This window comes from Sphingomonas sp. PP-F2F-A104-K0414 (assembly GCF_004340945.1).
Classification (GTDB): domain Bacteria; phylum Pseudomonadota; class Alphaproteobacteria; order Sphingomonadales; family Sphingomonadaceae; genus Sphingomonas.
This window is the reverse complement of the sequence record NZ_SLYD01000001.1, coordinates 133,195-153,657: the sequence shown is the minus strand read 5'-3', so window position 1 is coordinate 153,657 and position 20,463 is coordinate 133,195. Positions and strand designations below refer to the sequence as shown.

Below are 20,463 nucleotides of genomic sequence, written 5' to 3'. Positions count from 1 at the left end.
CAAGCACAGGCGTCGGAAAAAGCCAAATTGAATTGCAGATTGTCGGAGGGCGGCATCATGTCGTGGGCCTGACAGCAAATTCATTTGCACCGCGGCGCGGTTAAGCGCTTGCGACGAGATGAGAAAACAGACGTGAGGAATAGCCATGTTCGAGCAACGGGTCGCGATCGTCACGGGTGGGGAATCGGGTATCGGCGCGGCCTGCGCCAAGGCGTTGGGCGACGCCGGTGCGCGTGTCGTCATCACCTACTTCAAGGATGTCGCGGCGGCGAACGCGGTCTGCGCCTCGATCGGAGGAGACGACCGTGCGATCGCAGTGCAGACCAATGTCGGCGACGAGGCGGCAGTCGAACAGCTCTTTGCCACCGCCGAAAAGGCGTTCGGCACGGTCGACTTGCTGGTGAATTCGGCGGGGCTCAACATGACCGGGGTCAATCTGGTCGATATGGAGTTGGCGCAATTCGACCGGGTGATCCGATCGGATCTGTACGGGCCGTTCCTGACCTGCCGGCGGATGGTGCGCGCGCTGGAGGCGAAGGCGGCGAAGGGGCGGATCGTCAACATCTCGTCGATCCACGAGCGCGCGCCGCGGCCCGGCGGGGTCGATTACGATTCGGCCAAGGGTGGCCTGTCGCAGCTGACCGCGACGCTCGCGCTCGAGCTCGCGCCCAAGGGGATCGCGGTCAACGGCGTCGCGCCGGGGATGATCCTGACGCCGATGAACCAGTCCGCGCTCGATCATCCCGAGGAACTGGCGGCGAAGGAAGCGGCGATCCCGTGGAAGCGCGCTGGGCGGCCCGACGAGGTCGCCGCGCTGGTCGTGTTCCTGCTGTCGCCCGCGGCGGATTATATCACTGGCACGACCGTGACGATCGACGGTGCGCTGTCGCTGACCGTCGCGCAGGGGGCCTGATCCGATGCTGAGTTATGTCGTCGAGCAGCTCGACACCGTGACGATCTCGGCGGCGTCGCCGATCGACGGGATGGACCTGATGAGTCCGTTCGTCTGGAAGGAAGGCGAGCTGTACCGCGTGATGATCCGCGGCGTGCCGCATCCGCTTGGGGCGCATGATCCGACCGGGATCATCGCCGGCGGGGCGAGCAGGGACGGGCTGCATTTCCAGATGGATCCGGGGCTGGCGATCGTGCCGGGACCGGGGCCTGCCGATCTCGGCGGGTGCGAGGATCCGACCGTGCTCGTCACCGATCGCGAATATCTGGTCTATTATACCGGCGTCGATGCCGCGCGTGCGCAGGGCTCGATGATCCTCGCGGCGGGGCGCGAGCTCACCGCGCTGGCGAAGGAGGATCTGGTGCTCAAGGCGCCACCGGGGGAGGGCAATATCAAGGAGGCGACGCTCGCGCAGACGTCGGCGGGCGATTGGCGGCTGTTCTACGAATATGCCGCGAACGAGGCGTCGCGGATCGGCATGGCCAGCGCACCGACCGCGAAGGGCCCGTGGACGGTACTGCCCGACCCGTTCGGGATTCGCGAGGACAGCTGGGACAATTGGCATCTGTCGACCGGGCCTATCATCCAGGTCGGCGACCGGGACCCGGTGATGTTCTATAACGGCGCGACGCATGATGCGCGCTGGCGGATCGGCTGGATCAGCTTCGATTCCGCGTTCACGCGCGTGACCGGGCGCGGGATCGAGCCGATGCTGGTGCCGCCGCCGGCGCTCAGCCGCGAGGCAACCGATATCGCGTTCGCCGCGTCGACGGTGATCGAGGGCGACCGGATCGCGCTGTACTTCTCGCTGGAGGACCGGATGCTGCGGCGTGCGCTGATCGGGGTGTATTCTCGGTAGTTTTGATCCTCTCCCTGGCGGGGGGGATCGAGCGAACCGGCTTCATGACGAAAGTTGCAGCGAAGGCGGCGCTCCGGCGTTATCGAGGCGCGCTGTCCTCGGTTGACGGGGCGCGCCGCCAAAGGACCAATCCGATCTTCCAGCTGATCTTCTCGCTGCCGTGCCTGTACGTGATCGGCCGATGGCTCTGGCCGCTGTCGCTGGCGATCCCGGTCAAGCTCGGCGTCGCGGTGCTGTTGCTGCTCGCCTCGCAATATCATTCGTGGAGCCGGCTCTCGTCAGGATCGGTGTTCGCACCCGAATTCCCCCGCGCGATCGTCATCGCATTCAACTGGGCGTTCGGGGCGATCCTGTTGCTCGCGCTCCTGCAGATCCTCGTCGATCTCGGTACGCTGGTGATGCTGATCGTCCAGCGCGGCACGGTCGTCCCCGACGGTGTGCGCTATGCGATCGCTGCACTCGCCGCTTTGCTCGCGGCGATCGGCGTCGCCAACGCGATCCGCGTGCCGCCGGTGGTGGATGTCGAGGTTGCGATCCGCGACTTGCCGCCGCAGTTCGATGGCTATCGGCTGTTGCAGCTCACCGATCTGCATATCAGCCGGCTGTTTCCGGCGGCGTGGGCGCGGAAGGTCGTCGACCGGGCGAATGCGTCGGGGGGCGATCTGATCGTGGTGACCGGCGACTTCATCGACGGATCGGTGGCGATGCGGCGTGCGGACGTTGCGCCGCTCGCCGAGCTGCGTGCGCCCGACGGCGTCTACGCGATCCCCGGCAATCACGAATATTTCTTCGATTACGCCGCATGGATGCGGCATCTGACGGGGATGGGCATCCGCATGCTGCCCAACGCGCATATGCTGCTCGCGCGCGTCGGTGCGCGGCTGGTGATCGCCGGCGTGACCGATCTGTCCGCGCCCGCGGTCGGGCAGGCGGGACCGGATCTTGGCGCCGCATTGGCCGGCGCTCCCAAGTCCGCCCCCGTCGTGCTGCTCGATCACCAGCCGAAGATGGCGCGGCAGGCGGCGGCGCGCGGTGTCGCGCTGCAATTGTCGGGGCACACGCATGGCGGGATGATCCGCGGCTTCGATCGGATCTTCGCGCTGGCCAATGGCGGCTTCGTCTCGGGTCGCTACGACGTCGACCGCATGACACTGTACGTCAGCAACGGCACCGGCTTGTGGCCGGGCTTCGCGCTGCGGCTCGGCCGCCCGCCCGAAATGACGCGGATCACGCTGCGTCGCGCGCTGCCGCACGATCAATAATGAGACATTGTAACGCCTTGGCGCTCCATGCAACAAGAGCGTCATCACTCCTGCCATTGTGAGTCTGAAGATGCCGCGTTCCAGCCTGCTCCGTTCCGCCGCCATCCTGTGCTGCCTGGCCAGCCCCGCCACCGCGCAAGCGGCGCCAAATTCCGGTCGCGTCAATCCGCTGACCGTCCCCAGCACGCTGCCGTTCCAGGTGCCGCGGTTCGACCAGATCAAGGACACCGATTACCAGCCCGCGCTCGAACAGGGCATGGCCGAGCAGATCGCCGAAATGCGCAAGATTGCCGACAACCCGGCCGCGCCGACCTTCGCGAACACGATCGAGGCGATGGAGCGGTCGGGCCGGACGCTCGACCGCGCTAGCCAGGCGTTCTTCGGCGTGTCGCAGGCGAACACCAACGATGCGCTCGACGCGGTGCGGTCCGCGGAGGCGCCCAAGCTCGCGCAGCACAGCGACGCGATCTATCTCGATCCCAAGCTCTTCGCGCGCGTCCAGGCGCTGTATGCGAAGAAGGACTCGCTCGGTCTCGATGCCGAGCAACGCCAAGTCCTCGAGATCTATCACAGCGATTTCTTGCATGCTGGCGCGCAGTTGAACGACGCTGACAAGGCCAAGCTACGGTTGCTCAACACGCAGATCTCGACCGCGACGACCGACTTCCAGCAGAAGCTGCTTGCCGGCACCAAGGCGGGCGCGCTGTTGGTGGACGACAAGGCCAAGCTCGCCGGGTTGAGCGATGCGGAGATGGCGGCGGCGGCGGAAGGCGCGAAGGAACGGGGGATGGCGGGCAAGTACGTGCTGTCGCTCCAGAACACGACGCAGCAGCCGGCACTCGCCTCGCTCTCCGATCGCGCGACCCGCGCGGCGCTGTTCGAGAAGAGCTGGAACCGGTCGCAGCGCGGCGACGCGAACGATACGCGCGCGCTGATCCAGAAGATCGCGCAGTTGCGTGCGCAGAAGGCGCAGTTGCTCGGCTATCCGAACTATGCCGCCTATTCGCTGTACGACCAGATGGCGAAGACGCCGGCGGCGGCAAAGGGGTTCATGACTCAGCTGGTGCCTGCGACCGCGGTCGAACAGCGTCGCGAGGCGGCCGAGTTGCAGAAGACGATCGACGCGACCGGCACCTCGTTCCCGCTCGCCCCGTCGGACTGGGATTTCTATTCGGACAAGGTGCGCAAAGCCAAGTACGACCTCGATCAGAATGAGCTGAAGCCGTATTTCGAGATTTCGCGCGTGCTGACCGACGGCGTGTTCTTCGCCGCCAACCAGCTCTATGGCGTCACCTTCAAGGAACGCCGCGATATTCCGACCTACCAGCCGGACATCCGCGTGTTCACCGTCTACGACAAGGACGGCTCCGAGCTGGGCCTGATGTATTTCGATTACTGGAAGCGCGACAACAAGGCGGGTGGCGCGTGGATGTCGAACTTCGTCGGCCAGTCGAAGCTGCTGAAGACCAAGCCGGTCGTCTATAACGTCGGCAACTTCACCAAGCCCGCGCCGGGCCAGCCCGCGCTGATCACGTTCGACGACGTGACGACGATGTTTCACGAGTTCGGCCATGCGCTGCACGGGCTGTTCGCGAACCAGACCTATCCGTTGGTGTCGGGCACCAATACCGCGCGCGACTGGGTCGAGTTCCCGTCGCAATTCAACGAGCATTGGGCGCTCGATCCCAAGGTTTTCGCGAACTATGCCAAGGATTATCGCACCGGTGCGGTGATGCCGCAGGCGCTCGTCACGAAGATCAAGAACGCGGCGAAGTTCAACCAGGGGTATGAGCTGGGCGAGCTGGTCGCGGCGGCGACGCTCGATCAGGACTGGCATTCGCTGCCCGCCTCGGCAGGCCCGCAGGACGTCGATGCGTTCGAGACCAAGGCGCTGAACTCGATGGGGCTCGACACGAAGGACGTGCCGCCGCGCTATCGGACCAGCTATTTCGCGCACATCTGGGCTGGTGGCTATGCGGCGGGATACTATGCGTATCTGTGGACGCAGATGCTCGATAACGACGCGTATGCGTGGTTCATGGCGCATGGCGGCCTCACGCGCGCGAACGGCCAGCGCTTCCGCGACATGATCCTGTCGAAGGGCCATACTCAAGACTATGCGCCGATGTTCAAGGCGTTCTACGGCAAGGATCCGGATATCGGCCCGATGCTCGAAGACCGTGGCCTGACGGCGGGCGCCAAGTGATGCGCAGGTTTGCCATCGCAGCGCTGCTCGTCACGACGCCGGCGTTCGCGCAGGCGCCGGTGCATCAATATGGTGCGCTCGCGCTCGCGCCGAAGGGGGACCGTCTCGCCAGCATCGAACCCGTCGCGCCCACGCATGCAGCAATCGTCGTGCGGCGCGTGTCGGACGGCGGTATCGTCCAGACGATCGATGTTTGTGCGACGTGCAGCTACGGCGCGCCGACCTTTGCGACCGATGGCCGGATCGCCTTCCTAGCGCGCGAGGCGGGCAAATCCCGCGCGCTGGTGATGCTGGCGGACGCGAGCGGCGCGCGGCAGGTCGCGGCGATCGACGGCATCGCCCAGGCACCGCGCTTCTCGCCCGACGGGAAACGGTTGGCGCTGCTCGCGACCTTCGGCGCGGCCAAGGAAGCCGGCGCGACGCAGGCCGGCGTGCGGCAGGTCGGCGAAATCGGCGAGACCAGTGACGAGCAACGCCTCGCGATCGTCGATCTCGCGGCGGGCACGGTCAAGCCGGTGTCGCCGGCCGATCGTTATATCTACGAATATGACTGGACCCCCGACGGCCGCGGCTTCGTCGTCACGAGCGCGCTCGGCAATGGCGACAACAATTGGTGGGTGGCGACGCTCGACGCGGTCGATGCGGACACCGGCACCGTCCGCACGATCGCCAAGCCGACGACGCAGCTTAACATGCCACGCGTGTCGCCCGATGGCCGCACGGTCGCATATATCGGTGGCCTCATGAGCGATTTCGGCTCGATCGGCGGCGATGTCTGGACCGTGCCGATCGCGGGCGGCGTGCCCGTCAACCGGACCGAGGGCGCGAAGGCGACGGTGACTTCGCTCGACTGGACCGGCGGTGGCCTGCGTGCGGTCCGCCTGCACGGCGATGCGGCCGAGATCGCGACGCTCGATCCGACCGGCAAGACATTGGTCAACTGGAGCCGCCCGGCAAGCTTCGCGGCGGGTGAGGGCAAGGCCGCCTATAGCGCGGACGGCCGGATCGTCGCGACCGCGGTGCAGGATTTCACGCACGGCCCGGCGATCTTTGCCGGCCCGATCGCGAAACCCCGCCAGATCACGCATGACAATGATGCGCTCCCGGCGAACGCGTCGGCGCGCAGCGTGACGTGGAAGAATGACGGGCTCGACGTCCAGGGCTGGCTGCTCGCCCCCAAATCGGCCGATCCTGCGCGGAAAGCGGCGATGGTCACGATCGTCCATGGCGGCCCGTCGGCAGCGAATACGCCCAGCTATGTCGGCAGCGGATCGGGCCCGGCGGCGTTGCTCGACGCGGGCTATTACGTGTTCATGCCCAACCCGCGCGGCAGCTATGGCCAGGGCGAGGCGTTCACCGCCGCCAACCGCCGCGATTTCGGCGGCGGCGATTTGCGCGATATCCTCGCCGGGATCGATGCGGTCGAGAAGATCGCGCCGGTCGACGATGCGCGCCTCGGGCTTACCGGCGGCAGCTATGGCGGGTTCATGTCGATGTGGGCGAACACCCAGACCAACCGCTTCAAGGCGATCGTCGCGGGCGCCGGGTTGTCGAATTGGATCAGCTATTACGGCACCAACGGCATCGACCAGTGGATGATCCCGTTCTTCGGCAAGTCCGCCTATGATGATCCCGAGGCCTATCGCGCCGTCTCGGCGATCAGCTTCATCAAGCAGGCCAAGACCCCGACCTTTATCTATGTCGGCGAGCGCGACATCGAGGTGCCACCGACCCAGTCGATCGAATATTGGCACGCGCTGAAGGAGTTGGGCGTGCCGACCAGCCTGGTGATCTATCCCGACGAAGGCCATGGCATCCGCGCCCCCGCCAATGCCGCGGACGTCCGCAAGCGTTCGGTCGGATGGTTCGACCGGTATCTGAAGGCGCAATAAGCCCGGACGGGACAGTTTGAGGAACCGGGGCGTTGTGATCGGCAGATCAGGAGTTTGCGATGAAGGTCATGACGCTGCGGTCCCCGGTGGGCCTCGATACACTCCGGCCGGAAGAGCGCGCTGATCCGGGCGAGCCCGGCCCCGGCACGATCCGGGTGGCGATCCACGGTAGCTCGCTCAATTTCCACGACCTCGGCGTGGTCGCCGGCAAGATGCCGAGCGAGGACGGCCGCGTGCCGCTGTCGGACGGGGCCGGCATCGTGGAGCGCATCGGTGACGGCGTGACCGAGTTCGCGGTCGGTGATCACGTCGTGTCGTGCTTCTTCCCCGATTGGCAGGCCGGTCCGCCGACGATCGGCGACTTCAGCCGCACGCCGGGCGATGGAATTGACGGGTTCGCGCAAGAGCATGTCGTCCTTCCTGAGACTGCATTCACGCATGCGCCGCGCGGCTATGACTCGGTCGAGGCGGCGACGATCACGACTGCGGGGCTGACGGCCTGGCGCGCGCTGGTCGTCGACGGCGGGTTGAAGGCGGGCGACACGGTGCTGCTGCTCGGCACCGGCGGCGTCTCGATCTGGGCGTTGCAGATCGCCAAGGCGATGGGCGCGATCGTCGCGATCACCTCGTCGTCGGATGCCAAGCTGGCGCGGGCCAAGGCGCTCGGCGCCGACTTCACGCTCAACTACCGCGAGAACCAGGATTGGGGTCGCAAGGTCGCGCGTGGACCGGAGGTCGCGGCGTCGATCACGTGGTCGAGGTCGGTGGGCCGGCGACATTGGCGCAATCGATCGCGGCGGTACGGATCGGCGGCCATATCTCGCTGATCGGCGTGCTGACGGGGCGTGGCGGCGAGGTGCCGACCGCGCTATTGATGGCGAAGCAGGCGCGGCTGCAAGGGTTGATCGTCGGTAGTCGCGCGGATCAACAGGCGTTCGTCCGCGCGCTCGACGCGACCGGTATCCGCCCGGTCGTCGACCGTCGCTTCTCGCTCGACACGCTCGCGGACGCCTTCGCGTTCGAGATGAGCGGCGAGCATTTCGGCAAGATCGGTGTCGAATGGTGAGGGTGTCGATGTAAGGTCCCGAGATCCATACCGGTGCGGTCGAAACCGCACCGGCAGATGGTCGGGGAGACAGGATTCGAACCTGCGACCCCCTGGTCCCAAACCAGGTGCGCTACCAGCCTGCGCCACTCCCCGACTGCGACGGCCCTTAGCCGCAGGCTTCGCCGGATGGCAAGCGGCTTCGTGTTCTTCGTGATGAAAGACCGACGGCAAAGCATCGCCGACGAGGGCGGTACGGTCGTGCGTGCGCCCGGTGCGACGATGCGAGGTTCCGATCGCGGCACGTCTGTGGCAGAGCCTTCGGATGGGTGGGACATCGAAAACCGCGCGGCTGCGCAATCTCGTGATCGGCGTCGTCGCCATGCTGGCCGGCAGTAGTCCGGCGCTGGCGCAGGACGATGCCGGGTTTCAGGCCTATATGGTCGCGCTCCGGCAGCAGGCGCTTGCCGAGGGGGTCAGCACGCGGACCGCGGATGCGGTGTTTCCCGGCCTGACGCTCAACCAGCGGGTGATCGATCTCGACCGCCAGCAGCCGGGGGCTTCCAACCCCAGCGCGGTGCCGGCGTTTGCACCGTATCGGACGCAGCATGTCGACGCGGCGCGGATTGCGCGCGGTCGCCAGACCTATCAGGCGCAACGCTCGCGGTTGCAGCGGATCGAGCAGACGACGGGTGTGCCCGAATCGATCATGGTCGCGATCTGGGGGCATGAGACGAATTACGGCAGCTATACCGGCAATTTCGATCTGCTCCGCTCGCTCGCCAGCCTTGCCTATGAGGGCCGGCGGCGGTCGTTGTTCGCGGGCGAGTTCATCGCCGGGCTGAAGATGCTCGATCGCGGCGTGACCCGCGACCAGCTGAAGGGGAGCTGGGCAGGTGCCACCGGTAACCCGCAGTTCCTGCCGTCGATCTATCTGCGTCTGGCGCGCGACGGCGATGGCGATGGGCGTGCGGATATCTGGAACAGCCCGGCGGATACGCTGGCGTCGATCGGCAATTATTTCGTCGATGCGGGCTGGCGTGCGGGCCAGCCCTGGGGTGTCGCGGTCAACGTGCCCGCCGGGTTCGACCGGTCGCAGGTGCGCAACCGGCTGGTCTCGCCGCGCTGCCCGCGCGTGTTCGAGCGGCATAGCGGCTGGCGGACGATCGCCGAATGGCGCGCGCTGGGGATTTCGCCCCAGGGTCGCAGCCTGCCCGCGGACAGCGTGATGGCGACGTTGCTCGAGCCGGACGGGCAGGGGGCGACCGCGTATCTGCTGACCAGCAACTACCGCGTGATCCTCGATTACAACTGTTCGAATTTCTATGCGCTGTCGGTCGGGCTGCTTGCCGACGCGGTCGAGCGCTAGGCTGAATTTGCACGCAACGGATACGTGACGCGGTCGCCGGGCGCGGCTATGACCTGCATCACATCCTGCCCACGGACCGCCCTTTTGCTCACGGAATACCCCATGAAGAAGCTGATCGTCGCACCGCTCGTCGCCCTCGCGCTGGCGCACCCCTCCATCGCCGCCGCGCCGCAGTTCCAGACCGCAGCGCCGATCGCGTATATGGAGGACCTGTCGTCGGGCGCGGTGCTGTTCGCGCGTGACGCGAACCGCCGCATGCCGCCGGCCTCGCTTGCCAAGATGATGACCGTCTATGTCGCGTTCGACATGGTCAAGAAGGGCGAACTGAAGCTCGACCAGATGATGCCGGTGCGGCCCGAGACCTGGGCGAAATGGCATGGTCCGGCAGCGGGTTCGACGATGTTCCTGTCGTCGGGTGAGAACGTAAGCGTCGCCAATCTACTGTACGGGATCGTCACGCTGTCGGGTAACGACGCGTGCATCGTGCTCGCCGAGGGCATTTCGGGATCGGAGCAGGCATTCACCGAGCGGATGAACCGCAAGGCCGCCGAACTCGGCCTCAAGGACAGCCATTTCGGCACCGCCAATGGCTGGCCCGACAATGGCGTGACCTATGTGACCGCGCATGATCTGGCGCAGCTCGCCGCGGCGACGATCACCAACTATCCCGATCTCTACAAGCAATTCTATTCGAAGCGTGACTTCACCTGGGGCAAGACGATGGGCGGCAGCGCCATCACCCAGGCGAACCGCGATCCGATCCTCGGCCGCGTCGCTGGTGCCGATGGCCTGAAGACCGGTCACACCGAGGAAGCCGGCTATGGCTTCACCGGCTCCGCGATCCAGAACGGCCGCCGTCTGGTGATGGTCGTCGCAGGGCTGACGAGCGCAGGGCAGCGTGCGGAAGAGTCGGTGCGGTTCATGGAGTGGGGCTTTCGTGCGTGGCAGTCGAAGCCGATCGTCGCCAAGGGCAAGAAGGTCGAGACCGCCGCGGTCCAGATGGGCGACAGCTCGTCGGTTGGTCTCGTCGCGCCCAAGGCGCTGACCGTGACGCTGCCCGCCGGCACCTCGCCGACCATGACCGCGAAGGTCGTCTATCAGGGGCCGATCAAGGCGCCGATCAAGGCGGGCCAGCATGTCGCCGATCTCGTCGTGACGACCTCGGACGGTCTCCAGCAGACGATGCCGCTGGTCGCCGAGAAGGACGTTGCGGTCGCCGGCTTCTTCGGGCGCGCATGGGCAGGACTGACCGGCTTTTTCGGCTGATGACCGCGGCGCCGACGGCGTTGCCGGCATGACGTCGATCATCGGCAACGCTGCCGCGCAGGCCGCCTTCATGGCGGCGATGCGCGGCGGGTCTTTGCATCACGCATGGCTGATCGCCGGACCGCAGGGCGTCGGCAAGGCGAGTTTCGCGCGCTCCGCAGCCATGCGCATGCTGGCGGATGCGGCCGATCCCGGTGCTGGGCCCGATGCTGGATCGACCGGGTTCGAGGTTCCCGAGGGGAACCGGACGCGGTCGCTGATGGAGGCTGGGTCGCATCCCGATTTCCGCGTGCTCGCGCGGCTGCCGAAAGATCCGGAGAAGCCCGACCAGGATCTCGCGCGCAGCATCACGATCGCGCAGGTGCGGACGCTGCAACCGCTGTTCGCGACGACGCCGTCGATGAGCCTGCGGCGCGTCGTGGTGATCGACGCGATCGACGATCTGGAGCGGGGCGGGGCGAATGCGCTGCTCAAGAACCTCGAGGAACCGCCGGCCGGGACGATATTCCTGCTGGTCAGTCATGCGCCGGGAAGGTTGCTGCCGACGATCCGCTCGCGCTGCCGGTTGTTGCGGTTCGAGGCGCTCTCGGACGGCGAGGTCGCGACCGCGATCCGGACGTTGCAGCCCGATGCGGACGAGGGCGAGGTTGCCGCGCTGGTTCGCGCGAGCGACGGCGCGCCCGGCCGCGCGCTGCGGTATGCCGGGCTCGACATCGCGGCGATCGACGATGCCATTGCCGCGATCGCGCAGGACGGCGACCGCGACAACGGGCGCCGACTGAAGCTTGCCAAGGCGCTTGGGCTCAAGGCAGCGCAACCGCGGTACGAGGCATTTCTCGACCGTGCGCCCGCATTCATCGCCGACGCCGCGCGGACGCGGTCGGGGCCAGCGCTCCGGTCCGCACTCGACGCGCACGCCGCGGCACGCGACCTCGCGGGCGCGGCGATCGGCTTGTCGCTCGATGCGCAGGCGACCGTGTTCGAGATGGCGGGGATCGTCGCGACATTACGCCAGTGATCGGGCCGCACAGGCTTCACCTCACCGGGGCGATGCTCTAGGAGCGCGGCATGGCCGATCCTTTCTATATCACCACCGCAATCCACTATCCCAACGGCCGTCCGCATATCGGTCACGCCTACGAGATGGTCGCCGCCGACGCGATCGCGCGTTTCCAGCGCCAGGCGGGCCGCGACGTGCTCTTCCAGACCGGAACCGACGAGCATGGTCTCAAGATGGTCCAGGCCGCGCGCGACCGCGACATGCCCGTGCGCGACCTCGCCAATGAAATGTCGTCGTATTTCCATGCGATGGCCGACCGTCTTGGCATCTCGTATGACCGCTTCATCCGCACCGTCGACGAGGATCATTATGCCGCGAGCTCGGCGATCTGGCAGGCGATGGCGGATGCAGGCGATCTGTATCTCGACCGCTATGAGGGCTGGTATTCGGTCCGCGACGAAGCGTTCTACGACGAATCCGAACTGACCGGGGAGGGCGACGATCGCCGCTCGCCGCAGGGTACGCCGGTCGAATGGACCGCGGAGGAGACGTGGTTCTTCCGCCTGTCGAAATATCAGCAGCCCTTGCTCGATCTCTTCGCTGCCAATCCCGATTTCATCCGCCCCGAAAGCCGCCGCAACGAGGTGATGCGCTTCGTCGAGGGTGGCCTGAAGGATCTGTCGGTCTCGCGCACCAGCTTCGACTGGGGCGTGCCGGTCCCGGGCAGCCCCGGGCACGTCATGTATGTGTGGGTCGATGCGCTCACCAATTACCTGACCGGGATCGGCTATCCCGACATGACCGGCGACAAGGCAAAATACTGGCCGGCGGATATCCATCTGATCGGCAAGGACATCGTCCGCTTCCACGCGGTCTATTGGCCGGCGTTCCTGCTGTCGGCGGGCATTCCCTTGCCGAAAAGCGTGTTCGGCCACGGCTTTCTGCTGACGCGCGGCGAGAAGATGTCGAAGTCGGTCGGCAACGTCGTCGATCCGATGGCACTCGCGGATGCATTCGGCGTCGATGCGCTGCGCTATTTCTTCCTCCGCGAGGTGAGCTTCGGGCAGGACGGGAGCTATTCGCCCGAGGCGATCGTGATGCGCGTGAATGCTGAGCTGGCGAACAGCTTCGGCAACCTCGCACAGCGCACCTTGTCGTTCATCGCCAAGAACTTGGGCGGCGAGTTTCCCACGGCGGGTACGGTCCAGGATGCCGACGGCGTGCTGATCGAGGAGGTCGTCGTCGCCTGCGCCGGGTTCAAGTCGGCCTTCACCGATCTCGCGCTGTCGCAGGGCATCGAGGCGTGGATGCGCGGCGTGTTCGCGTGCAACCAGTATATCGACGCGCAGGCGCCCTGGGCGTTGCGCAAGACCGATCCCGAGCGGATGAACGCGGTGCTGCGCACGCTGGTCCGCGCGATCCGCATGCTGGCGATCGCGATCCTGCCGGTCGTGCCCGAGTCCGCGGGCAAGGTGCTCGACCAGATCGGCGCGACCGAGCGCGACCACGCCGCGATCGACGATGACGGCTGGTACGACCGGATCGCCGCATCGGACTTCCGGATCGCGCCGCCATCGCCCGTGTTTCCCCGTCTCGAAATGCCCGCGGAGGCCTGATGCTCGCAGACAGCCATTGCCACCTGAACTACAAGGGCCTCGTCGAGGACCAGCAGGCGGTGCTCGAACGCGCGCGGGCACGCGGCGTGACGGCGATGCTCAACATCTCGACGCGTGAGAGCGAGTGGGACGATATCGTCGCCACTGCCGAGCGCGAGCCGGATGTCTGGGCGACGATCGGCATCCATCCGAATGAGGCGGATACCTATCCCGACGTCGACGCGGCCAAGCTGATCGCGCGTGCGGCGCATCCGCGCGTCGTCGGGCTTGGCGAGAGCGGGCTCGATTACTTTCGTGATACCTCCGACCGTGCCCGCCAGCAGGCGAGCTTCCGCGCGCACATCGCGGCGTCCCGCGAGACGGGCTTGCCGATTGTCGTCCACACCCGCGATGCCGAGGACGATACCGCGGCGATCATGGCGGAGGAGATGGGGAAGGGGGCCTATCCCGGCGTCATCCACTGCTTCACCGCGAGCGGAGCTTTTGCCGACAAGGCGTTGGATATGGGACTTTATATCTCGATTTCGGGGATCGTGACGTTCAAGAACGCGCGTGACCTGCAGGAAACCGCGGCACGGCTGCCGATCGAGCGCTTGCTGATCGAGACCGACGCACCGTTCCTTGCGCCGGTGCCACATCGGGGCAAGACCGGGGAGCCTGGCTTCGTCGCCGATACCGCACAGTTCCTGGCCGACCTGCGCGGCGAGAATGTCGAGGAATTATCGCGTCGTACCGCCGAGAACTTCCACGCGCTGTTCGCCAAGACGCGAGTGTCTGGAGCCGTCGCAGCATGAAGATCACGATCCTCGGTTCGGGCACATCCTCGGGTGTGCCGAGGATCGGCAACGACTGGGGCGAGTGCGACCCGACCGAGCCGCGCAACCGCCGCACGCGTGCGTCCGCGCTGGTCGAGCATGACGGCACACGGATCCTGATCGACACCAGTCCCGACATGCGCGAGCAGTTGCTGGCGGCTGATATCGACCGGGTCGATGCGATACTCTGGACGCACGACCATGCCGATCATTGCCACGGCATCGACGACGTGCGGCAACTCTTCCACGCGATGGGAACGCCGGTCCGCGGCTATGCGCGGCCGTTCACGCTGGCGGCGCTCGATGCGCGCTTCACCTATGCCTTTCATGGTCGCCCCGGCTATCCGCCGACAATCGCGGCCGAGGTGTTGCCGGACCGATTGAGGATCGGCGGGATCGACATCCGCGTGACCGACCAGCCGCACGGCAGCATCCACGCCGCCGGCCTGCGGTTCGATGCGGACGGGACGTCGATCGGATATGCGACCGATTTCAACGTGATGACGGACGAGATGGCCAGCCTGTATCAAGATCTGGATATCTGGGTGGTCGACGCGCTCCGCCGGCGTCCGCATCCGACGCACATGGAGTTGTCGGCGGTGCTCGACTGGGTGGACCGCCTCACGCCAACGCGGACCGCGCTGATCCATATGGACAACACGATGGATTACGCGACGTTGCGCGATGAACTGCCCAGCGGGGTCGAGCCCGGCTATGACGGGCTCGTGCTGACCGCCTGACGGTCGCACGAGCCCGTCCGCCTACTTAGAAGCCCTTCTTCAGCGACACGAAGAACTGCCGCGGCGCGCCAGCGAGCAGCGTCTGGTTGTCGCCACTTGCGGTGAAGCCGTTCGAGCCGACCGTCGCGATATACTTCTTGTTGGTCAGGTTGGTGACGTTGCCCTCGATCGCGACGCCGTGCAGCGGGCCGTCGCCCTCGAACCGATAGCCGATGCTGGCGTCGACCAGCACGCGGCTCGGTACCGACTGGTCGTTGAGGTAGGTGAAGTAGCGCTTGCTCATATAGTCCGCGCCGACCCGGCCGGTGAAGCCCGATTGCTCGAGCACGATCTCGCCCTTGACCATGTGCTTGGGCGTATCGACGACGGTGTCGCCCTTGCGGACTTGGACCGAGCCCGAGGCGTCGGTGACGGTGTCCTGATATTCCGCGTTGGTGTAGGAATAGCTGGCGAACAGCGAGAGCGGGCGGAACACGCGGTAATTGGCCGAGACCTCGGCGCCATAGGTGCGCACGCTGCCGGCGTTGTTGAGCGTCGGTGCGTTGCCGAGGATGCCGACGCCGTTGGCAAAGGCGAGCAGGCGATTCGAGAAGTCGACATAATAACCGACTGCCGACGCCTGGAACGGACCGCTATGCAGGCGAACGCCGCCCTCAGCGGTCTTCGAGCGCTCGGGCTTGAGGCGCCCGCGGACGGCGTTGAAACCCGCTTGAGTCGCCGCGAAGGGCCCGGTCGTTGCCGACGACACGAACGCGCGCATGTTCTCGGTATAGTCCGCGAAGATTTCCGCCGCCGGGGTCAGCTTGAACAGGATACCCGCTTGCGGCTGGAACCAGTCCTTCGCCGAGATGCGACCGACCGCGAGCGGGGAGGTCGTGTCGGGCAGCATCGTCGCGCTGTTGACGACATAGGCGCCCTTCCACCCGGCGTTGACGATCAGCCGATCGCCGGCGAGCTTCAGCGTATCCTCGACATGATACTGCATCGTGTCGGTGCCGTATTTGCCGTCCCACTGCGTCGCATAGGGATTCTTCTGGAACTCCAGTACGTCGCGGTTCGGCGTCGCGCTATCGGTCATCCCGTAGAAGCGCCGCGCCTGCGTGAAGGTGTTGGTCTCGAGCCAACCGCCGACCTCGACGGTGTTCGCGCCCGTCTCATAGGCGATGTTGCTGAGCGCCCCGCCGCGCTTGATGCTGTACTCGGTCGTGCGGAAGCCGAGCGGGCTGGGCGCGGTGATCGCGCTGCCGTCCCGGTTCAGCGCACCCGCCGCAGTTGGCGAATAGGGCGTGATCCACGATCCCTGGCCCTTGTTGTCGTGGTAATAGCCGGTCGTGACCATCGTCAGTTCGGGCGTCAGGTTCGCGTTCAGCGTGACGCCACCGAGATAATCGCGGCGTACGCCACCGGCATCGAAATAGGCGTCGTCGACCGTGCCGAACCCGGTCGGGAAGGTCGTGCCGACCCCGGCCCACGGCGCGACGAAGCCGACCGACGAGCCGTTGTTCGCCTTGGTGTAGGAGGCCAGTGCCGCCTGGTTCTGGTAGGTCTTGCCGATCTGCAGCGCGAGCGGGTAGTTATCGGCGATGTTGTCGTTGCGCAGGCCACGACGGCGGATGATGTCGTAGCTCAGATCCTGGTAGTCCTGCTCGCGACGATCCGAGAAGTTCACGAACGCCGACAGGCTGCCGAAGCTGCCTAGATCCTTGACGATCTTGCCGTTCGCCTGGTGTTGGCGCTGGACGCCGTCGCCTTTCCACTTGTCGGTGGTGAGGTAGCCATAGCTCAGATAGCCTTTCAGGCCGCCGCCGAGATCGCCGGTGTCGAGCCGGGCATAGCCGCGATACGTGTTGTCGGAGCCATAGGTGCCGCCGCCCGTGACGTTGAGCGTGTCCCTCGGCTTATCGCTGAAGAACTGGATCGTGCCGCCGAGGTTGCTGGTCGAGGCGGTGCCGAGCGCGCCGGCGCCCTGCGCGACTTCGGTGCGCGCGACGTTCTCGGAGATGATCGCGCGGCTGATGTGGAGGCCGTTGACGTTGCCGTAGCTCATGTCGCCGAGCGGTACGCCGTCGAGCGTGAAGCCGAGCTGGTTCTGGTTGAATCCGCGCAGCGATATGCGGACCGCCCATTCATACGCACCGAACGGATCGGACGCCTGAAAATTGACGCCGGGGAGTTTCTCGATCGCCTTCAATGGGCTCGAACCGGGGGTGAGGCGCGCGAGATCGACCGCGCTGACGCTCTGCACCTGGCGGCTCTGGCCGAAGCCGAGCACGACGATGTCGGCGGGGGTGCCCTGCGAACCGTCAGCGCCGGCGTTATCGGCCGGCACCGTCTGATCGGCTTGCGTGATCGGAGCCGGAGCGGGAGCCGAAGCATCGGCGGTGGTCTGTGCGACGGCAGGTGCGGCGATCGCGAGCACGGCAACACTGGCGAGAAGGCCGGATAGACGGTTCATAATGGTCCCCTGCGCTGCCATGACGCAGCGCTCTCAGCGCCCATCGACGCGGCAGGTTACCGGGCAGCGACGTTTCAGTGACGGTTTGATGTCTAGCCGGTAATTCCGGGTCGGCCCCTTTCGACAGGTCGATTTAGCGATCTCCGCGTGTCTGTTTCGCAACACCCAGGGTCGTGCGGGCGACACTGTGGATCTTGCGCTAGGTTAGATCCGCGCTGGCACGGAACCGATCGCGTCGGCAACGCTTTGCGTTGATGACCACCGCATAGGCCCGTCGACGAGCGGTCACGGAAAAGCCTGCGGGTCATCACATGGGAAACAGCGCGCAATGGCTCATACGATCGCGGATATCATGGCACTCACGCTCGCCGATGCCGGCGTGAAGCGGATCTGGGGGGTTACCGGGGACAGCCTCAACGGGCTCAACGAGACGCTTCGGAAGATGGGCAAGATCGACTGGATGATGACCCGTCACGAGGAAGTGGCTGCCTTCGCCGCGGGCGCCGAAGCCGCGATCACCGGTGAGCTAGCCGTGTGCGCGGGCAGTTGTGGGCCGGGCAACCTGCATCTCATCAACGGCCTGTTCGACTGCCACCGGAACCACGTGCCGGTGCTGGCGATCGCTGCGCATATCCCGTCGTCGGAGATCGGCCTGGGGTATTTCCAGGAGACACATCCGCAGGAACTCTTCCGCGAGTGCAGTCACTTCGTCGAGCTTGTTACCAACCCCGCGCAAATGCCGGAGGTGATGCACCGAGCGATGCGCGCGGCGATCGGCAAACGTGGCGTCGCGGTGATCGTCGTTCCGGGCGACGTCGCGCTGCTCGAGGCACCGAAGGGGGCGAGCGGGACATTCCCACGGCTCAATCCGCCGCGGATCGTGCCCAATGCGGACGATATCGATACGCTGGTGACGTTGCTCGACGAGGCCAAGACGGTGACGATCCTGGCCGGCGCGGGCTGTGCCGGGCAGCATGACGCCGTCGTCGCATTGGCGGACACGCTCGGCGCGCCGGTGGTCCATGCCCTGCGCGGCAAGGAGCACGTCGAGTGGGACAATCCGTTCGACGTCGGCATGACCGGTCTGATCGGCTTCTCATCGGGCTATCAGGCGATGGAGAATGGCGACCTGCTGCTGATGCTCGGCACCGACTTTCCGTATCGCAATTTCTATCCGAAGGACGCGAAGATCGTCCAGGTCGACCGCGATCCGTCGCAGCTCGGCAAGCGTGCGCCGTTGGCGCTCGGGATCGTCGGCGATGTCGGCGAGACGCTGGCCGCGCTGTTGCCGCGGCTGACGCGACGGACCGATCGCACCTTCATCGAGGCGGCGCGCAAACATTATGCCAGCGCTCGCAAGGGGCTCGACGATCTCGCGACGCCGTCCAAGCCGGGGCGCACGATCCATCCGCAATATCTCGCCAAGGTCTTGAGCGATCTGGCGGCGGACGACGCGATCATCTCCGCCGATGTCGGCACGCCGACCGCCTGGGCGTGTCGCTACATCACCGTCAACGGCAAGCGTCGGCTGCTGTTCTCCGCCAATCACGGATCGATGGCAAACGCGCTGGCGCAGGCGATCGGCGCGCAGGCGGCCTGTCCGGGCCGTCAGGTGATCTCGCTGTCGGGCGATGGCGGGTTCGCGATGTCGATGGGCGACCTGCTGACGCTGAAGCAGCTCGATCTGCCGGTGAAGATCGTGATCATCGACAATGGCGAACTCGGTTTCGTCGCGCTCGAGCAGAAGGCCGGCGGTTTCCTCGACGTGAATGTGAAGCTGGAGAACCCGGATTTCGCGATGATCGCGCAGGCTTCTGGTATCCTCGGGATCAACGTCACCGAGTCGTCGGATCTCGAAAGCGCGTTGCGCCAGGCCTTGGCGCATGACGGTCCGGCACTCGTGTCGGTCAGGACGGCGTCCTACGAGCTGCTGATGCCGCCATCGATCAAGGCGGAGCAGGCGAAGGGCTTCAGCCTGTATATGGCCAAGGCGATACTCAACGGGCGCGGTGACGAAGTCGTCGAACTGGCCAAGACCAACTTGCGGCTGGCTTTGCCCGGCCTGTAGGCGATCCGGAACGAGGCGGGGAAGATCAGCGATCTTCCCCGCGTACGATCACTCTTCGTTGCCGAGCGTCTTCTTGGCGGCATCGAGTGCGGCCTTGCCGCTCTTGCGGACCGTCTTGACCGCGGAGTCGGCAGCCTTCTCGACGGTGCTGCCAGCCTTGCGGCCCAGACCGATCGACTTCGCCATCGCGCGACGCGCTTCCGAATAGTTCGCGGCGACCATCGGATAGTCGGGCTTGAGGTTGAACCGCTCGCGATACTGCTCAGGGGTCAGGCCGTTGGTGGTGAGGTGGCGACGCAGCGTCTTGTACTTCTTGCCGTCGAGCATCGAGATGATGTGATCGGGCGAAGCAAGCGATTTGCGCGCCGTGACGGCGGGCTCGTAGTTCTGCGCGGGAGCGGCCTCAACATCGGTATCGGTGCCATCGGTCAGCTTGACCACGGCAGCATGCATCGAGAGCAGAAACGCAGGAACGTCGTCGGCCGACGTACGAGTGTTCGGATTCGCGAGCCACGCTGCGGTCAGTTCCGCGGCCAGTTCAACGGCGTTCAATGTATCGGTCACACTCGGTCCTTGTCTCTACGGCCCCCCGGCGGGGGCGTGACTACAACGTGCGCAACAGAATGAAAAGACACGACGTTATGAAATAATCGACACTATTCGGGACAAAATTCGGCGGTGAAATTCTTTCGATCAGTGACGATCACGCGCTCGATACACCGTCGACGCAGATCAAATCCGGCGCAATTTCCACCCCGATTATACGGACTCGTTTCTGGACATGATCGACCGGCATACGGCCGAGTTGGAGATGGTATCGACCACCGGAATCACGCTGCAATAGAAATGCACCGCCCTCCCGGATCAGCGTTCCTGTTTCGTCTATCGGGTTGCCTGGCTGTATCATTCGGCGACAAC

Annotated in this window: 15 protein-coding genes, 1 tRNA gene and 1 pseudogene; 13 read left to right on the top strand and 4 right to left on the bottom strand. The window is 65.7% G+C overall.

What is annotated here, in order from left to right:
• The first annotated feature begins 145 nt into the window (after positions 1 to 145).
• The 6 genes and pseudogenes from C8J46_RS00735 (at position 146) to C8J46_RS00710 (ending at position 8,237) form a co-directional block, all read left to right on the top strand.
• Entirely contained in the window at positions 146 to 913 is a 768-nt protein-coding gene (locus C8J46_RS00735) for a glucose 1-dehydrogenase (RefSeq protein WP_132734145.1), read from the top strand.
• A 4-nt stretch (positions 914 to 917) separates the two neighbouring features.
• Positions 918 to 1,811, top strand: coding sequence for a glycosidase (locus tag C8J46_RS00730; RefSeq protein WP_132734143.1), 894 nt, complete (start codon positions 918 to 920; stop codon positions 1,809 to 1,811).
• A gap of 44 nt (positions 1,812 to 1,855) precedes the next feature.
• Entirely contained in the window at positions 1,856 to 3,073 is a 1,218-nt protein-coding gene (locus C8J46_RS00725) for a metallophosphoesterase (protein ID WP_132734141.1), read from the top strand.
• A 70-nt stretch (positions 3,074 to 3,143) separates the two neighbouring features.
• Positions 3,144 to 5,279 carry a M3 family metallopeptidase gene (locus C8J46_RS00720; protein ID WP_132734139.1) on the top strand — a complete coding sequence of 712 codons (2,136 nt, stop codon included), beginning with the start codon at positions 3,144 to 3,146 and terminating at the stop codon, positions 5,277 to 5,279.
• Complete coding sequence (locus tag C8J46_RS00715) at positions 5,279 to 7,171, top strand: S9 family peptidase (protein ID WP_132734137.1); 1,893 nt, start codon at positions 5,279 to 5,281, stop codon at positions 7,169 to 7,171. Before C8J46_RS00720 ends, C8J46_RS00715 begins: the two co-directional genes overlap by 1 nt.
• Before the next feature lie 59 nt (positions 7,172 to 7,230).
• Positions 7,231 to 8,237: pseudogene (locus C8J46_RS00710) on the top strand (NAD(P)-dependent alcohol dehydrogenase).
• 58 nt (positions 8,238 to 8,295) lie between these two features.
• Here the strand turns inward: C8J46_RS00710 and C8J46_RS00705 are convergent.
• Positions 8,296 to 8,372: transfer RNA gene (locus C8J46_RS00705), tRNA-Pro, on the bottom strand.
• 169 nt (positions 8,373 to 8,541) lie between these two features.
• Here C8J46_RS00705 and C8J46_RS00700 point away from each other — a divergent pair.
• From C8J46_RS00700 to C8J46_RS00675, 6 genes are all read left to right on the top strand, one after another.
• Positions 8,542 to 9,585: a lytic murein transglycosylase gene (locus tag C8J46_RS00700; protein ID WP_132734135.1), complete on the top strand. Its 1,044-nt coding sequence runs from the start codon at positions 8,542 to 8,544 to the stop codon at positions 9,583 to 9,585.
• Positions 9,586 to 9,687: 102 nt separating this feature from the next.
• The gene (locus C8J46_RS00695) at positions 9,688 to 10,851 is read left to right on the top strand and encodes a D-alanyl-D-alanine carboxypeptidase family protein (protein WP_132734133.1); all 1,164 of its coding nucleotides are present in this window, start codon (positions 9,688 to 9,690) and stop codon (positions 10,849 to 10,851) included.
• A 28-nt stretch (positions 10,852 to 10,879) separates the two neighbouring features.
• Positions 10,880 to 11,869, top strand: coding sequence for an AAA family ATPase (locus C8J46_RS00690; protein ID WP_132734131.1), 990 nt, complete (start codon positions 10,880 to 10,882; stop codon positions 11,867 to 11,869).
• Positions 11,870 to 11,919: 50 nt separating this feature from the next.
• Positions 11,920 to 13,467 carry a methionine--tRNA ligase gene (gene metG, locus C8J46_RS00685; protein WP_132734129.1) on the top strand — a complete coding sequence of 516 codons (1,548 nt, stop codon included), beginning with the start codon at positions 11,920 to 11,922 and terminating at the stop codon, positions 13,465 to 13,467.
• Positions 13,467 to 14,261, top strand: coding sequence for a TatD family hydrolase (locus tag C8J46_RS00680; protein WP_132734127.1), 795 nt, complete (start codon positions 13,467 to 13,469; stop codon positions 14,259 to 14,261). Before metG ends, C8J46_RS00680 begins: the two co-directional genes overlap by 1 nt.
• Positions 14,258 to 15,022: an MBL fold metallo-hydrolase gene (locus C8J46_RS00675; protein WP_132734125.1), complete on the top strand. Its 765-nt coding sequence runs from the start codon at positions 14,258 to 14,260 to the stop codon at positions 15,020 to 15,022. The genes C8J46_RS00680 and C8J46_RS00675 overlap by 4 nt, the downstream gene beginning before the upstream one ends.
• A 25-nt stretch (positions 15,023 to 15,047) precedes the next feature.
• Here C8J46_RS00675 and C8J46_RS00670 read toward each other — a convergent pair whose 3' ends face one another.
• Entirely contained in the window at positions 15,048 to 17,477 is a 2,430-nt protein-coding gene (locus C8J46_RS00670) for a TonB-dependent receptor (protein ID WP_132734123.1), read from the bottom strand.
• 328 nt (positions 17,478 to 17,805) lie between these two features.
• Between C8J46_RS00670 and poxB the strand changes: the two genes are divergently transcribed.
• On the top strand, positions 17,806 to 19,545 hold the full coding sequence (poxB, locus tag C8J46_RS00665) for a ubiquinone-dependent pyruvate dehydrogenase (protein WP_132734121.1): 1,740 nt from the start codon (positions 17,806 to 17,808) through the stop codon (positions 19,543 to 19,545).
• Positions 19,546 to 19,593: 48 nt separating this feature from the next.
• Here the strand turns inward: poxB and C8J46_RS00660 are convergent, their stop codons facing one another.
• Together C8J46_RS00660 and C8J46_RS21145 are read right to left on the bottom strand one after the other, a co-directional pair.
• A complete protein-coding gene (locus tag C8J46_RS00660) occupies positions 19,594 to 20,109 on the bottom strand; it encodes a MucR family transcriptional regulator (RefSeq protein WP_132734119.1) in 516 nt (171 codons plus the stop codon).
• A gap of 139 nt (positions 20,110 to 20,248) precedes the next feature.
• On the bottom strand, positions 20,249 to 20,452 hold the full coding sequence (locus C8J46_RS21145) for a DUF5818 domain-containing protein (protein ID WP_132734117.1): 204 nt from the start codon (positions 20,450 to 20,452) through the stop codon (positions 20,249 to 20,251).
• Between the last annotated feature and the right edge of the window lie 11 nt (positions 20,453 to 20,463).